Genomic DNA, 14,527 nt, shown 5'->3' with positions numbered 1-14,527 from the left:
GGGACGTCGAGGATCAGAGCGGCGGCCGGTCCTCGTAGAAGGTGGTGAGCACCACCGTCGTCCGGGTGGTGACGTTCGCCGCGGACCGGATCTCGGCGAGCAGGCCCTCCAGGGCGTCCGGGGAGGCCACCCGCACCTTGAGCAGGTAGCTGTCCGGGCCGGCCACGGAGTGGCAGGCCTCGATGGCGCCCAGGTGGGCCAACCGGGCCGGGGCGTCGTCGGGCTGGGCCACGTCGATCGGGGTGATGGACACGAAGGCGACCAGCGGCAGCCCGACGGCCTTGGCGTCGACCTTGGCCGCGTAGCCGGTGATCAGCCCGCGCTGCTCGAGCCGGCGGACCCGCTGGTGCACCGCCGACACCGACAGCCCGACCTTCTCGGCCAGCTCGGTGTAGCTGGCCCGACCGTCCCGGGCCAGAGCAGCCAGCAGGGCCCGGTCCACGTCGGGCGCGGCGACCTTGGGGTCCAGGGCGGTCATCGGCAGAGACTAACCAGCACGTCGGACAGTTCCGCCGGTCGTTGTGAGGCCGTTACCGTCCCCGGCGTGACGACGATGCTGCTGGACGCCGCGAGCCTGTACTTCCGCGCCTTCTACGGCGTCCCGATGACCGTGGTGACCCCCGACGGCAGGCCGATCAACGCCGTCCGCGGCTTCCTGGACATGACCGCCCGGCTCGTCGTCGCCCACCGTCCCAGCCACCTGGTGGCCTGCTGGGACGACGACTGGCGCCCGGCCTTCCGCACCGACGCGGTGCCCTCCTACAAGGCCCACCGGCAGGCCGAGGAAGGGGGCGAGGAGGTGCCCGACGAGCTCGGCCCGCAGGTGCCGGTGCTCGTCGAGGTGCTCGCGGCCTGCGGCATCGCCCGGGTCGGGGCACCCGGTTACGAGGCCGACGACGTGATCGGCACGCTGGCCACCCGCGCCGACCGGGACGTCGACGTCGTCACCGGCGACCGGGACCTGTTCCAGCTGGTGGACGACGCCCGCGGGGTGCGGGTGCTCTACACCGCCCGGGGCGGGATCGGCGACCTCGACCTGGTCGACGAGGGTGCGGTGGCGGCCAAGTACGGCGTGCCCGGGAAGGCCTACGCCGACTTCGCCGTGCTGCGCGGCGACCCCAGCGACGGCCTGCCCGGCGTCAAGGGCGTCGGGGAGAAGACCGCGGCAGCACTCATCACCGCGTTCGGGGACCTGGCGGGCATCCGGGCTGCGGCGGCCAGGACCACGGTCCCGAAGGCACCGCTGACCGCCTCGGTCCTGAAGAAGCTGCACGAGGCCTCCGCCTACCTCGACGTGGCGCCCGCCGTGGTGGAGGTGGTGAAGGACATCGACATGCCCGAGGTGGCCGGCGAGCTGCCCGGTCGGCCCGCCGACCCGGACGCGCTCACCGCCCTGGCCGAGCAGCACGGGCTGCAGACGTCGGTCCATCGGCTGGGCGCTGCCCTGGAGTGGCCCGATTTCACCTTCTGACGGCGGGCCCGAGGGCCCGCCGTCAGGGGTGTCTCAGCCCTCTTGCCAGGTGTAGGCGCCCTCGTCGGAGGTGATCTCGATGGAGATCGTGACGTCCTCGTCGTCGGCGGTGGTGCCGGTGCACTGGTAGGTCTCCCCCACCGACACGTCCATGTCGTCGGGGCAGGTGAGGTCGACGGCGACGCTCTCCCGCTCCTCGAACTGGGTGGCGACGTCGCGCTGGACGGCCTGCGGGTCCAGACGCGTGCCGCCGAGCACGAGCGGCAGGATGATCGCCGCCGCGATGACCACCACGGCCAGCGCGATCAGCCCGACGATGAGTCCGGTGTTGCGCTTCTTGGCCGGCGCACCCTGGTTGCCGCCCTGCCACGAGCCCTGCTGCCCGTACTGCTGACCGGGCCCGGACTGGCCGTACTGGTTGCCCTGCCCGTACGGGGCCTGCTGCCCGTAGGGGCCCTGCTGGCCGTACTGCCCCTGCTGACCGGGCTGACCGGGCTGACCGGGCTGCCCGTACTGGCCCTGACCCGGCTGGCCCGACGGACCGGCCTGGCCGTACTGACCACCCTGTCCGTACTGGCTCGACGTCCCGCCCTGGGGCTGGCCGTAGGACGGCTGCTGCCCGTACTGGCCCGACGGCTGCCCGTAGGAGGGCTGCTGGCCGTACTGGCCCTGCCCCTGCTGGCCCTGCCCGTAGGACGGGTTCTGGCCGTACGGTCCGGACTGCTGCCCGTAGGACGGCGCGCCGGACGAGCTCTGTCCGGGCGAGGACTGCCCCGACGGCGACTGCTGCCCGTACTGCCCGGGGGTCGAGCCGAACGACGGCGGCTGCTGCTGGGAACCGGGCTGCTGGGAACCCGGCTGCTGACCCGACGCGGACTGCCCGGACCAGCCGGCGGACCCGGCGGCCGAGGACCCCGTGCGCTCCGGTGCGTCCGAGCCCTGCCCGGACCAGCCGGAGGCCTGCTGACCCCAGCTGGAGCCCCCGCCCGACGCGCCGGCGGCGGAGGACTGCTCCCAGCCGGCGGCCGGGGCGTCCTGGCCGGGCTGGCGCAGCGGGATCATCCGGGTCGAGCCGGGGCCCTCGGGGACGTCGTCCTGGGAGGGGTGGTGGGCCTGCGTGGCCTCGGGCTCCTGGGGTGCGGACGCCGGGGAGGAACCGGACGAGCCGGTCGACGACCCGGACCCGCCCGACCACCACGGCGTCTCACCGGTCTGCCCGGAGGCGCCGTCCCGGTCCTGCTCGTCGCCACCCTGCGGCGGGTTGGTCATCGTCGCTCCCTCGGTACACGTGGCACGGCGGTCTGCCGTGGCTCGGCCTCCTGGCCGGGCACGGCTCGGTCCACTGTCTACTACGCGGCGGGCCCGGGCACCGTGCGAACCGCCCGGTGGGGGCAGGCGGTCACCCGCTCACCGCCACGGCGACCACGCCCCGGCGGACCCGGCCGACGGCAGCCCGGGCGACCCCGGCCACCGGCTCCTCCGCGACCTTGGCCAGCTGGTCGAGCAGGTCGACGAGCTGCCGGGCCCAGCGGACGAAGTCCCCGCCGGACAGCTCGGTGCCGGCCTGCTCGGCACCGGACAGCACCCGGTCGAGGGGTTGCCCGTCGGCCCAGCGTTGGGCGGCCCAGACGAAGCCCAGGTCGAGGTCCCGGCTCGCCGGCACCCCGTGGTCGCTCTCCACGGCGCGGAGCTCGACGTGCACCCGTCGCATCGCGGCCACCGCGGTCGACACCGGGCCGGTCGGGATGGCCGGCTGCGCCGGGGACTCCCGGCGGGCCTCGAACACCAGCGTGGACACGCAGGCGGCCAGCTGGGCGGGGTCCAGGCCGCGGAAGGCACCGGCGCGCAGGCACTCGGCGGTGAGCAGGTCGGCCTCGGACCAGATCCGCGACAACCTGCGCCCGGCGTCGGTGACCACCGGGGCCTCGACCGCCGGGTGCTGGCCGGGGTCCTCGGCGTCCGCGGCGGACGGCGCGTCGGGCAGCAGGTAGCCCAGCTGCTCCAGGACGTCGCAGGTCCGGTCGAACTGCCGGGTCAGCGACCCGGTGCGCTCGGCCATCCGGGCCCGCAGCTCGGCGGCCTCCGCCACCGACCGCACCCACCGGTCGGCGCCGCGGACCCGCTCCTCCCGGTCGGGCAGGGCGTGCACCGGGTGCTGGCGCAGGGCGTGCCGGAGGTCGGTGAGCACCGGGTCCTCCGAGGCGGCCGAACGCTTCCGGACCTTGCGGGCGCCCAGGTCGTTCTCCGTCCGGGTGTCGCGCAGGGTGGCCGCGAGCTCCTTGCGGGACCTCGGGCTGCGGTGGTTGAAGTCCTTGGGCACCCGCACCCGGGCCAGCGCCGCCACCGGGGTGGGGAAGTCGATCGGCCCGAGCCGACCGGCCCAGGTCTCCTCGGTGAGCACCAGCGGCCGGGGGTCGGCGAGCTCGGTGATGCCGGGGTCCAGGACCACCGCCAGTCCCTGCCGCCGTCCCGAGGGCACCCGGATCACGTCACCGGGGCGCAGCGCGAGCAGCGCCTCGGCGGCATCACGCCACTTGCGGGCCTGGGAGTCCCGGGACAGCTCCTTCTCCCGGCTGGAGATCTCCGCGCGCATCCGGGCGTAGCCCGCGACGTCGCCCCGGTCGGTGGAGACCTCGGCCTCCAGCCGGACGGCGTCCTCCTCGTGCCGGGCCGCCGAGCGGGCCAGCCCGACCACGGACCGGTCGGCCTGGAACTGCGCGAAGGAGGCACCCAGCAGCTCCCGGGCGTGGTCCCGGCCGAACGAACCGACCAGGTTGACCGCCATGTTGTAGCTGGGCCGGAAGGACGAGCGCAGCGGGTAGGTGCGGGTGCTGGCCAGCCCGGCGACGGTGGCCGGGTCGACCCCGGGGGCCCAGACCACGGCGGCGTGCCCCTCGACGTCGATGCCCCGCCGTCCGGCCCGCCCGGTGAGCTGGGTGTACTCCCCCGGCGTGACCTCCACGTGGGCCTCGCCGTTCCACTTGGTGAGCTTCTCCAGCACCACCGTGCGCGCGGGCATGTTGATGCCCAGCGCCAGGGTCTCGGTGGCGAAGACGGCCTTCACCAGGCCGCGGACGAAGCACTCCTCGACGGCCTCCTTGAACGCCGGCACCAGCCCGGCATGGTGCGCGGCGAGCCCGGCCAGCAGACCCTCCCGCCACTCCCAGAAGCCGAGCACGTGCAGGTCGGCCTCGGGCAGCGAGCCGGTGTGCCGGTCGACCACCTCGGAGACCGCGGCCCGCTCGGCCTCGTCGGTGAGCCGCAGCCCCGACCGCAGGCACTGCTCGACGGCGGCGTCGCAGCCCTTGCGGCTGAAGACGAAGGTGATCGCCGGGAGCAGCCCGGACGTGGCCAGCCGGGAGATCACCTCCGACCGGGACGGCGGGGTGTAGCGGGGCCGCTGGTCCCAGCCGTCCCGGCCCCGTCGTCCGCCGCCGTGCCAGGAGTCCAGCCGGCGCTCCTGCTCCTTCACGTAGCGGACCAGCTCGGGGTCGACGACGGCCGAGCCGCGCTGGCGGGCGGTCAGCTCGCGCACCGGGGACTCGGTGCCGGCGACGTGCGCGTCCGGGCGCAACGCGAACAGGTCGAACACCCGGCCGCCGACGAGCATGTGCTGCCACAACGGGATCGGCCGGACCTCGCTGACCACCACCCGGGTGTCGCCGCGGACGGTGACCAGCCAGTCGGCGAACTCCTCGGCGTTGCTGACCGTGGCCGACAGCGAGACGAGGGCGACGTCGTCGGGCAGGTGGATGATCACCTCCTCCCAGACCGCGCCGCGGAACCGGTCGGCGAGGTAGTGCACCTCGTCCATCACCACGTAGCCGAGCCCGTGGAGCGCCGGGGAGTCGGCGTAGAGCATGTTGCGGAGCACCTCGGTGGTCATGACCACGATCGGTGCGTCGCCGTTGACCGCGTTGTCCCCGGTGAGCAGCCCGACCTTCTCCGGGCCGTACCGGGCGACGAAGTCGGCGTACTTCTGGTTCGACAGCGCCTTGATCGGCGCGGTGTAGAAGGCCTTGCGGCCCTCGGCCAGCGCCTTGTGCACCGCGAACTCCCCGACCACGGTCTTGCCGGCACCGGTGGGGGCGCAGACCAGCACGCCCGAGCCCTCCTCCAGCGCGGCGCAGGCCTCCTCCTGGAACGGGTCCAGGGTGAAGCCGAGGTCGGTGATGAAGTCCGACAGGAGCGGGTGCTTGCCTCGGCGCCGGGCCGCGGCGTACCGCTCGGCAGGACTCGACATGTCCTCCACCGTAAGCGGTGCGTACGACGGTCCGGCGGCCTCAGCGGCGGCCGGTGCCCACCACGACCAGGGCGCCGGGGACGACGACGGTGCGCGCGGGCAGCGGGCCGACCGGCTCCCCGTCGGCCCAGGCGGTGAGCCCCTCCCCCGTGGGTCCGGCCGGCTCGAGCACGACCTCGGCGGCCCGGTGGGTGCGGACGGCCGGGTGCGCCACGTGGCTGCCGTCGGCCAACCGGGGACGGGTGCGCACCAGGTCCCGCCTCGTCACCGGGCCGATGACGGTGACGTCGAGCAGGCCGTCCCTCGGGTCGGCGTCCGGGCACATGCGCAGGCCGCCGCCGTAGCAGGCGGTGTTGCCGACGGCGACCAGCGTGACCTCGAGCTCGTGAGCCACCCCGTCCAGGGTGAGCCGCACCGCGCGCGGGCGCAGCCGGGCGAGCTCGGCCACGATCGCCACGTCGTAGCGGCGGCGCCCCGTCGGCCAGGTGAGCCGGTCGGCCCGGTCGCTGACCAGGGAGTCGAAGCCGCAGCACAGCACGGTGGCCCACCACCGGTCGCCGTCCGGCGTGCTCGTGCGGCCCAGGTCCACCCGGGCGGACCGCCCGGCCAGCAGGTCGGCGGCGGCCGCCCGGGCAGCTGCGACCGGGTCGGCCGGCACGCCGAGGGCCAGGGCCAGGTCGTCGCCGGTGCCGGCGGGCAGCACGGCGAGCGCGGTGCCGGTGCCGGCCAGGCCCTGGACGGCGGCGTGCACGGCGCCGTCCCCACCGAGGACGACGACCGCGGCCACCGAGCCGGCCACCGCCCGCACCGCCGCCTCGGCGGCCGTCCGGTCGGTGGCGGCGAGCTCGTGCACCTCGAGCCCGGCGGCGGTCAGCGCGGCCCGCACCGGCCCGTGGGCCGCGGTGGCGCGGCCCCTGCCGGCGGCGGCGTTGACCAGCAGGGCGACCCGCACGTCGGGCCGGTCAGCCCCGGGTGCCGGTGGGCTCGTCGAGCCGGGAGGGGGTGGCGTCCAGCGGGGAGGCCTCGTCGTCGTCCAGGTCGTGGAAGCCGGCCAGGGCGTCGCGCTTGGCCCGCCGCTTGTCCACCACCCGGGCGATCTGGATGGCCACCTCGAACAACACGCACATGGGCAGGGCCATGAGCAGCATGGTGAAGGGGTCCTGGGTGGGCGTGATGAACGCCGCGAACACGATGGTCAGGAAGTAGATCCAGCGGCGGGACTTGGCCAGCACCGCGTACGACAGCACCCCGATGAGGTTCAGCGCGACCGCGATGAGCGGTACCTCGAAGCTGACGCCGAAGGCGAGCAGCAGGGAGATCACGAAGCCGATGTAGTCCTGCGCGGTGAGCGCCACGACCACGCCGTCCCCGGCCAGGCCGAGCAGCAGGCGCAGACCGGCGGCGAGGGAGATGTAGGCCAGCACGGCGCCCAGGGCGAACAGCGCGCTGGCGGCGACGACGAAGCCCACGCCGTAGCGCTTCTCGTTGGACTTCAGACCCGGGGTCAGGAAGCCCCAGACCTGCCACAGCCAGAAGGGCGCGGACAGCACGATCCCGGCGATGAAGCTGATCTTCAGCCGGATCAGCGCGCCGCCGAAGACGTCGGTGACGAGCAGGCCGCAGCCGCCCTCGGAGTCGGAGTAGCGCAGGTTCTCCGGGAGGTCGCAGTAGGGCGCCCGGATGAAGGTGCCCAGACCGTGCTCGTACCACCAGAACGAGATGGCGGTCGCGATCAGGATGAACAGCAGCGCGACCGCGATGCGGTTGCGCAGCTCCTTGAGGTGCGAGATCAGCGTCATCGTGCCGGCCTCGTCACGCGGCGGGCGACGACGGCGACCGAGCTTCGTCCGTCCCCCCTGGGTGGTGCTCACGCCCTGGTGCGGGGGTCGGTCAGCGGGTGCCGTCGACCGGGGTCGACGAGCCGGCCCGCGCGGCGTCGGCACGGGCCCGGGCCTCGGCGGCGCGCGCCTCGGCCGCGCGGGCCTCGGCCTCGACGTCGGAGGTCACGGGCGGGACGGGGGCGGGGTTCACGATCTCGCCGCGCACCGTGGTCGCCTCGTCCTTGGTGCGGACGTCGTCGTCCTTCATGCCCTTCATCTCACCCTTGAAGATGCGCATCGAGCGCCCCAGGGAGCGCGAGGCGTCGGGCAGCTTCTTGTAGCCGAACAGCAGCAGGACGGCCAGGATGATCAGGGCGATCTCGAGCGGACCGAAGCTCATCGGGTCCTCCGTGTCGTCGGGGGGTGTGACGGCGACGATACGCGCCGTCGGTCGCCCGGAGTTCGGTGCGAGGTGACGTCCCGGACGGGTGCCACCCGGTGGTCAGCGGGCGTTCTCGCGCTCGTCCCGGTCCTGGCCGGCCCGTTCACGGGCCTGCGCGGCCGCGGCGAGCGAGGCCTGGAGCCGGGCCGCCACCGGGGCGACGTCGCGCTCCAGGGCCGCCAGCTCCCGGGTCAGCCGGTTGCGGGCGCCCAGCAGACCGTAGGCGAGCACGCCCAGGGCCAGGACGGCCAGGACGGCGACGACGACCCACACGATCAGCACCAGCACGGGTCGACCCTAGCCGCCGGGGTGGTCGGCGTACCGCGCCAGCGCGGCGCGGGCGTCGGCGGCGATCTCGTCGGCGAGCTCCCGCGGTTCCTCGACCGTGGCCGCACCGCCCAGGGAGGCGACCAGCCGCCGGGCCCAGGCCGGGTCGGCCGTCCGGACGCCGACGAGCAGCCCGCCGGGCGGGTCGTCCACCGCGACGACGTCCTCGACCGGGTAGTAGTCGGCGACCCAGCGGGCCGTGCGGGCCAGCCGGAGCCGGACCAGCGGCTGCTCCGGGTCGGCTTGGTAGAGCCCGTCGTCGAGGTCGCGCTCCTCGGCCTGCTCCGGGGGCAGCGAGGGCTCGGCGAGCACCGCGACGTCGTCCACCCGGTCCAGCCGGAACAGCCGGACGCCCTCGGCGCGGCGGCACCAGGCCTCCAGGTACCAGTGGCCGTCGACCAACAGCAGCCGCATCGGGTCCACGGTGCGCTCGGTGCGCTCGTCGCGGCTGGGCACGTAGTAGTGCAGGTGGACGGCGCGGTGGGACTGCAGGGCCTGCCGGACGACGGCCAGCACCTGCTCGCGGGCGTCGATGCTCACCGCCACCGACCCGGCCAGGTCGGCGGGCTCCCCCGCGGCGGCCGAGACCTTGACCAGGGCGCGGCTGACCGCCTCGGTCTCGGCCAGGCCGGGCAGCTCGAGCAGGGTGCGCAGCGCGACGATCAGCGCGACCGCCTCGTCGGTGGCCAGCCGCAGCGGCCGGGCCAGCCCGGCGGTGTCGGTGACCCGCACCCGGTCGCCCTCGAAGGCCAGGTCGATGAGGTCGCCGGGCCCGTGCCCGGGCAGCCCGCAGACCCAGAGGAGCTCGAGGTCCTTGCGCAGCTGGACCTCGGTGACCGCGAAGTCCCGGGCGGCGGCGGCCAGGGTGACGCCACCGGGTCGGGCCTCCAGGTAGGGCACCAGGGCCAGCAGCCGGGTCATCCGGTCCGCGGTCGGGGCGCTCACGCCGCACCGCCCATCGCGGCCAGCCGGGTCAGCCGCTCGACCACCGCGCTGCGCAGCTCGGCCGGGGACGCGACCAGCACGTCCGGGCCGTGTGCGGCGATCTCGTCGGCCAGGGCCCACAGCTCCGTCGTCAGCAGCTCGAGGCGGTCGTCGCCGACGTCGTCGGGACCCAGGTCGGTGGCCCGGCGGCGCAGGCCGACGGCGGTGCCCGGGCGGGCGGTCAGCCGCACGACGTGCTCGGTGCGGCCCACCTGGCGGGCGACCACGGCGGCCAGGTCGAGGTCGGCCGGCGGGGTGAAGGCATCCGGCGGTCCGCTGGCCCGGGGGTTGCCGGTCACCCGGGAGAGCCGGAACACCCGGGGTGCGGCGCGGTCGAGGTCGTGGCCGACCAGGTACCAGCGGCCGTGCCACGCGACGACGCCCCACGGCTGCACCCGGCGCTTGGCACCGGCGTCCTCGTCGGGGCGGGTGTAGGTGAAGGTGAGCACCCGGCGGTCGCGCGCGGCGGCGTAGCAGGCGTCGAACGAGGGCTCACCGGCGTCCAGCCGGGGCTGCAGGGGCAGCCCGCGGCCGGCGTCGACGTCCACCCCGGCAGCGCGCAGCTTGACCAGTGCCCCCTGGGCGGCGCCGCCGAGCTGGGCGGACTGCCACAGCCGCAGCGCCAGGCCCACGGCGGCGGCCTCCTCGCCGGTGAGGGTGATCTCGGGCAGCTCGTAGTCGGCCCGGGCGATCCGGTAGCCCTCGTCGACGTCGAAGGCGCTCGTGCGTCCGGTCTCCAGGGGCACCCCGAGCTCGCGCAGGTCGGCCTTGTCCCGCTCGAACATCCGCTTGAACGCCTCGTCGGCCCGTTCGGTGCCGTCGGCGGCCTCGTAGCCGGGCACGGTCGTACGGATCCGTTCGGCCGAGACGTACTGCCGGGTGCCCAGGAGCGCGAAGACCAGGTTCACCAGTCGTTCCGCTCGCTTCGCCGACACGCCCCCCACGCTAGTGGTCTCCCCTAGCCTGGCCCGGTGGCCACCACCGACGCAGCAGGCTCCCGGATCCGCTGGCGGCGCGGGACGGTGACCGCCCTGGGCCGCACCTGGCGCGACTCCCTCGAGCTCGAGGTGACCGTGCCCGGGGACGGCGACCTGCGGGCCCTCGCGCACCCCTCCCTCGTGGGCACCCCCGAGGTGGGCGACGCGGTGCTGCTCAACACCACGGCCTGGGCCCAGCGGCTGGGCACCGGCGGGTACGCCCTCGTCGTCGCGTTCCCCGACCGGCTGCCGGCCGACCCCACCGGCCCCGGGCACCTGGTCAAGGCCCGGTACACCGGCCTGCAGGTCACCGTGCAGGGCGTGGACGAGCAGGAGACCCCGCACCACCGGGTCATCGCCGACGCCGAGGACGTGGGGGGCATGCCCGTCGTGGTGGCCGACCTGCACTCCGCCCTGCCCGCCGTCCTCGCCGGGGTGCACGCCACCGCCCCCGACCTGCGGGTGGCGTACGTGATGACCGACGGCGGCGCCCTCCCGGCCGCGTTCTCCCGCACCCTGGACGCGCTGTCGGACCGGCTGGCCGGTGTGGTCACCGTGGGCCAGGCGTTCGGCGGTGACCTCGAGGCGGTCACCGTGCACACCGGGCTGCTCGCCGCCCGGCACGTGCTGCACGCCGACGTCACGGTCGTCGCGCAGGGTCCGGGCAACCTGGGCACCGGCACCCCGTGGGGCTTCTCCGGGGTCGCGGCCGGCGAGGCCTGCAACGCCGTGCACGTGCTCGGCGGGCGGGCCGTCGGGGCGCTGAGGATCTCCGACGCCGACCCCCGGCCGCGGCACCGCGGCGTCTCCCACCACTCCCTGACCGCCTTCGGCCGGGTCGCCCTCGGTGGCGTCACCCTGGTCGCGCCCCGTGGGCTGTCCTCGGAGCTCGGCACCCAGGTCGGCGAGGACCTCGCCGGGCAGCCCGAGCGCAACCCGGTCGTCTGGGTCCCCACCGAGGGTCTGGACGACGCCCTGGCGGCCTCCCCGGTGCGGCTGTCCACGATGGGCCGCGGACTGGACGCCGAACGTGCCTACTTCCTGGCGCAGGCCGCCGCCGGCCGGTACGCCGCCGATCTCGCCGGCCCGTCCTGATGGTCGGTGGCCTGCCGTCGTCCGCGCAGCTGGCCTGGGTGGTCGCGACCGCCGCACCGGGTGCCACCGTGGTGGACGTCGCCGGGCTGCGGGACCGCAGCTCCCCGTGGCGGGTGACGCTCTCGGAGGGCCCGGACCTGGTGCTGCGGGTCGGGGGCGACGTCGAGGTGATGCGGGCCGAGGTCGCCGGGCGGCGCGCTGCCGCCGAGGGGGGTCTGCCGGTGGCGACGCTGCTGGACACCGCCCTGGACCGGACGCCGGCGCTGCTGCTGAGCGTCGCGCTCCCCGGGTCGAGCCGGATCGCCGAGCAGCCCGACGCCGCCCACCTCGCTGCCCTGGGCGCGGCGGGCGCTCGGGTGTCCGCCGTGTCCGCGCCCGAGCGGCTGCCCACCGTGGACCGGCCGGTCAGCGGGGTGGACTTCGGCGCCCTGCACGCCGCCTTCCCGCGCCCCCTGCTGCTCGCCGGTGCCGACGCGGTGGAGCGGCTCGGTCGGCCCACCGGGCCGGTGGGCTTCGTGCACGGGGACCTGTGGCACGGCAACACGCTCTGGAGCGAGGACGGCGAGCTGACCGGGCTGCTGGACTGGGACTGCTCGGGGGTCGGGCCGGCCGGGCTCGACCTGGGCTCCCTGCGCCTGGACGCGGTCCTGTGCCACGGTCCGGACGCCGCGGACGTGGTCCTCGCCGGGTGGGAGGAGGCCGCCGGCCGCACGGCCACCGAGGTGGCGCGGTGGGACGTGGTGGCCGCGCTGGCCACCCCGCCCGGGATGGACTGGTTCGTCGGCGCGATCGCCGGTCAGGGCCGCCCGGACCTGGACGCCACGGTGCTCACCGACCGGCGGGACGCCTTCCTGGAGTCCGCGCTCGACCGGTTGTGACCGGGCCGCTCACATGCTGGCGATGAGCTTCTCGACCCGCTCGTCGACGGCCTTGAACGGGTCCTTGCACAGCACGGTGCGCTGCGCCTGGTCGTTGAGCTTGAGGTGCACCCAGTCGACGGTGAAGTCGCGTCGCTTCTCCTGGGCCTGCCGGATGAACTCCCCGCGCAGCTTCGCCCGGGTGGTCTGCGGCGGCACCGTCTTGGCCTCGAAGACCCGTGGGTCGTGGGTGACCCGGTCGACCATGCCGGCCCGCTCGAGCAGGTAGTAGAGGCCCCGGCCGCGACGGATGTCGTGGTAGGCCAGGTCGAGCTGGGCGATCCGCGGCGCCGAGAGCGACAGGTCGTGCTTGGCCTGGTACCGCTCGATGAGCCGCTTCTTGACCGCCCAGTCGACCTCGCGGTCGATCAGCGAGTGGTCACCGGTGTCCACGGCCTTGAGCGCCCGGCCCCAGAGCTCGAGCATCTGACGGTGCACCGGGCCCAGGCCCTCACGGTCCACGTACTCGGCGGCCCGGTCGTGGTACTCGGTCTGGATCTCCAGCGCCGACATCTCACGCCCGTTGGCCAGCCGGACGGTGCGCCGACCCGTCAGGTCGTGGCTGATCTCCCGGATGGCCCGGATCGGGTTCTCCAGGGCCATGTCCCGGATCGGGACGCCGTCCTCGATCATCCGGAGCACCAGGTCGGTGATCGCGACCTTGAGCAGCGTCGTGGTCTCGCTCATGTTCGAGTCGCCGACGATCACGTGCAGTCGGCGGTAGCGCTCGGCGTCGGCGTGCGGCTCGTCGCGGGTGTTGATGATCGGCCGGGAGCGGGTGGTGGCGCTGGAGACGCCCTCCCAGATGTGCTCGGCGCGCTGGCTGACGCAGTAGACCGCCCCGCGGGGGGTCTGCAGCACCTTGCCGGCGCCGACCACGATCTGCCGGCTCACCAGGAACGGGATGAGCACGTCGGCCAGCCGGGAGAACTCACCCTGCCGGCCGACCAGGAAGTTCTCGTGACAGCCGTAGCTGTTGCCGGCGGAGTCGGTGTTGTTCTTGAACAGGTAGATGTCGCCGGTGACGCCCTCGTCGGCCAGCCGCTGCTCGGCGTCGACGAGCAGGCCCTCGAGGATGCGCTCCCCCGCCTTGTCGTGGACGACGAGCTCGGTGAGGTCGTCGCACTCGGCGGTGGCGTACTCGGGGTGGCTGCCGACGTCGAGGTAGAGCCGGGAGCCATTGCGCAGGAAGACGTTGGAGCTGCGCCCCCAGGACACCACCCGCCGGAACAGGTAGCGGGCGACCTCGTCGGGGGACAGCCGACGCTGGCCCTGGAAGGTGCACGTGACGCCGTACTCGGTCTCGATCCCGAAGATCCTGCGGTCCACGACGCGAGCCTAGGCCGGTGTACCGACGACGGGGCGGACCACGAGTCGCATCAGGCGGGACCGTCTGCCTGGGCGCCACCGGCGGTGTCCGGGGCGGCCGGGTCACCGAGCCCGGGCGGCGTGCCCGGGGCCGGCTGGCTCGCGGCGTGCTCGGTGGTGTCGGCTGCAGCCTCGGCGGGGCTCTCGCCGGTGACCGCGTCGTCGGCGGTCTGGTCGGCGGCCAGCAGCCCACGCAGCGCCGCGCCCGTGATGCGCCGGAACGACCGCTTCGGGCGGCGGCGGTCGAGCACCGCCACCTCGAGCTGCTCGGCGGGCAGCTGCTCGTGGCCCCCGCCGTTGGCCTGGGTGGAGGCGCTGACCGCGGAGAGGGCCTTCACGCCGGCTGCCAGGGCGTCGGCCAGGCCCATGCCGGCCCGGAAGGACTCGCGCAGGTGGCCGGTGACCACGTCGGCCTGCCCGCCCATGACCACGAAGTCGGGCTCGTCGAACACCGACCCGTCGAAGGTGAGCCGGTAGAGCTGGTCGGTCTCGGGGGTCTGGCCCACGTCGGCGACGCAGAGCTCGACCTCGAAGGGCTTCATCTGCTCGGTGAAGATCGAGCCGAGGGTCTGGGCGTAGGCGTTGGCCACCACCCGGCCGGTGACGTCGCGCCGGTTGTAGGAGTAGCCGCGCACGTCGGCCAGCCGGACCCCGGCGACCCGCAGGCTCTCGAACTCGGAGTACCGGCCGACGGCGGCGAAGCCGATCCGGTCGTAGATCTCACCGATCTTGTGCAGCGTGGAGCTGGGGTTCTCGGCGATGAAGAGGATGCCGTCGGCGTAGGTGAGGACGGCGACGCTGCGGCCGCGGGAGATGCCCTTGCGGGCGTACTCCGAGCGGTCGCGCATGACCTGCTCGGCGGAGGCGTAGTACGGCATGGACA

Annotated in this window: 14 protein-coding genes; 3 read left to right on the top strand and 11 right to left on the bottom strand. The window is 74.8% G+C overall.

The features are described 5' to 3' along the window. Window positions 1-13: 13 nt before the first annotated feature. Window positions 14-478, bottom strand: a complete 465-nt coding sequence (locus tag ASG36_RS19420) for an Lrp/AsnC family transcriptional regulator (protein ID WP_055768123.1) — start codon at window positions 476-478, stop codon at window positions 14-16. Between the two features lie 75 nt (window positions 479-553). Between ASG36_RS19420 and ASG36_RS19415 the strand changes: the two genes are divergently transcribed. Next, the gene (locus tag ASG36_RS19415; protein ID WP_055768120.1) at window positions 554-1,471 is read left to right on the top strand and encodes a 5'-3' exonuclease H3TH domain-containing protein; all 918 of its coding nucleotides are present in this window, start codon (window positions 554-556) and stop codon (window positions 1,469-1,471) included. 33 nt (window positions 1,472-1,504) lie between these two features. Here ASG36_RS19415 and ASG36_RS19410 read toward each other — a convergent pair whose 3' ends face one another. The 8 genes from ASG36_RS19410 to ASG36_RS19375 all read right to left on the bottom strand — a co-directional run bounded on the left by ASG36_RS19410 (window position 1,505) and on the right by ASG36_RS19375 (window position 10,222). Then, window positions 1,505-2,740, bottom strand: a complete 1,236-nt coding sequence (locus ASG36_RS19410) for a DUF4333 domain-containing protein (RefSeq protein WP_055768117.1) — start codon at window positions 2,738-2,740, stop codon at window positions 1,505-1,507. A 130-nt stretch (window positions 2,741-2,870) separates the two neighbouring features. Beyond that, the gene (locus ASG36_RS19405; RefSeq protein ID WP_055768115.1) at window positions 2,871-5,714 is read right to left on the bottom strand and encodes an RNA helicase; all 2,844 of its coding nucleotides are present in this window, start codon (window positions 5,712-5,714) and stop codon (window positions 2,871-2,873) included. 40 nt (window positions 5,715-5,754) lie between these two features. Next, window positions 5,755-6,666, bottom strand: a complete 912-nt coding sequence (locus ASG36_RS19400) for a diacylglycerol kinase family protein (RefSeq protein WP_055768113.1) — start codon at window positions 6,664-6,666, stop codon at window positions 5,755-5,757. Window positions 6,667-6,676: 10 nt separating this feature from the next. Further along, entirely contained in the window at window positions 6,677-7,585 is a 909-nt protein-coding gene (tatC, locus tag ASG36_RS19395; protein ID WP_235495302.1) for a twin-arginine translocase subunit TatC, read from the bottom strand. Between the two features lie 19 nt (window positions 7,586-7,604). Next, a complete protein-coding gene (tatA, locus tag ASG36_RS19390; RefSeq protein WP_055768107.1) occupies window positions 7,605-7,934 on the bottom strand; it encodes a Sec-independent protein translocase subunit TatA in 330 nt (109 codons plus the stop codon). A 102-nt stretch (window positions 7,935-8,036) separates the two neighbouring features. Next, complete coding sequence (locus ASG36_RS19385; protein WP_235495300.1) at window positions 8,037-8,264, bottom strand: hypothetical protein; 228 nt, start codon at window positions 8,262-8,264, stop codon at window positions 8,037-8,039. A gap of 9 nt (window positions 8,265-8,273) precedes the next feature. Further along, window positions 8,274-9,248, bottom strand: coding sequence for a YafY family protein (locus ASG36_RS19380; protein ID WP_200944584.1), 975 nt, complete (start codon window positions 9,246-9,248; stop codon window positions 8,274-8,276). Then, window positions 9,245-10,222, bottom strand: a complete 978-nt coding sequence (locus ASG36_RS19375) for a YafY family protein (protein ID WP_055768104.1) — start codon at window positions 10,220-10,222, stop codon at window positions 9,245-9,247. The genes ASG36_RS19380 and ASG36_RS19375 overlap by 4 nt, the downstream gene beginning before the upstream one ends. Window positions 10,223-10,258: 36 nt before the next feature. Here ASG36_RS19375 and ASG36_RS19370 point away from each other — a divergent pair, with 36 nt between their 5' ends. Further along, window positions 10,259-11,359, top strand: coding sequence for a DUF3866 family protein (locus ASG36_RS19370; protein WP_235495298.1), 1,101 nt, complete (start codon window positions 10,259-10,261; stop codon window positions 11,357-11,359). Next, window positions 11,359-12,237, top strand: a complete 879-nt coding sequence (locus ASG36_RS19365; RefSeq protein ID WP_055768101.1) for an aminoglycoside phosphotransferase family protein — start codon at window positions 11,359-11,361, stop codon at window positions 12,235-12,237. Before ASG36_RS19370 ends, ASG36_RS19365 begins: the two co-directional genes overlap by 1 nt. A gap of 9 nt (window positions 12,238-12,246) precedes the next feature. Here the strand turns inward: ASG36_RS19365 and pafA are convergent, their stop codons facing one another. Further along, a complete protein-coding gene (gene pafA / locus ASG36_RS19360) occupies window positions 12,247-13,605 on the bottom strand; it encodes a Pup--protein ligase (protein ID WP_055768096.1) in 1,359 nt (452 codons plus the stop codon). A 50-nt stretch (window positions 13,606-13,655) separates the two neighbouring features. Continuing rightward, entirely contained in the window at window positions 13,656-14,522 is an 867-nt protein-coding gene (prcA, locus tag ASG36_RS19355) for a proteasome subunit alpha (protein ID WP_235495344.1), read from the bottom strand. Window positions 14,523-14,527: the final 5 nt, after the last annotated feature.

Source organism: Geodermatophilus sp. Leaf369, assembly GCF_001424455.1.
Classification (GTDB): domain Bacteria; phylum Actinomycetota; class Actinomycetes; order Mycobacteriales; family Geodermatophilaceae; genus Klenkia.
The sequence above is the reverse complement of the archived record's forward strand: the minus strand, read 5'-3'. Positions and strand labels throughout refer to the sequence as shown.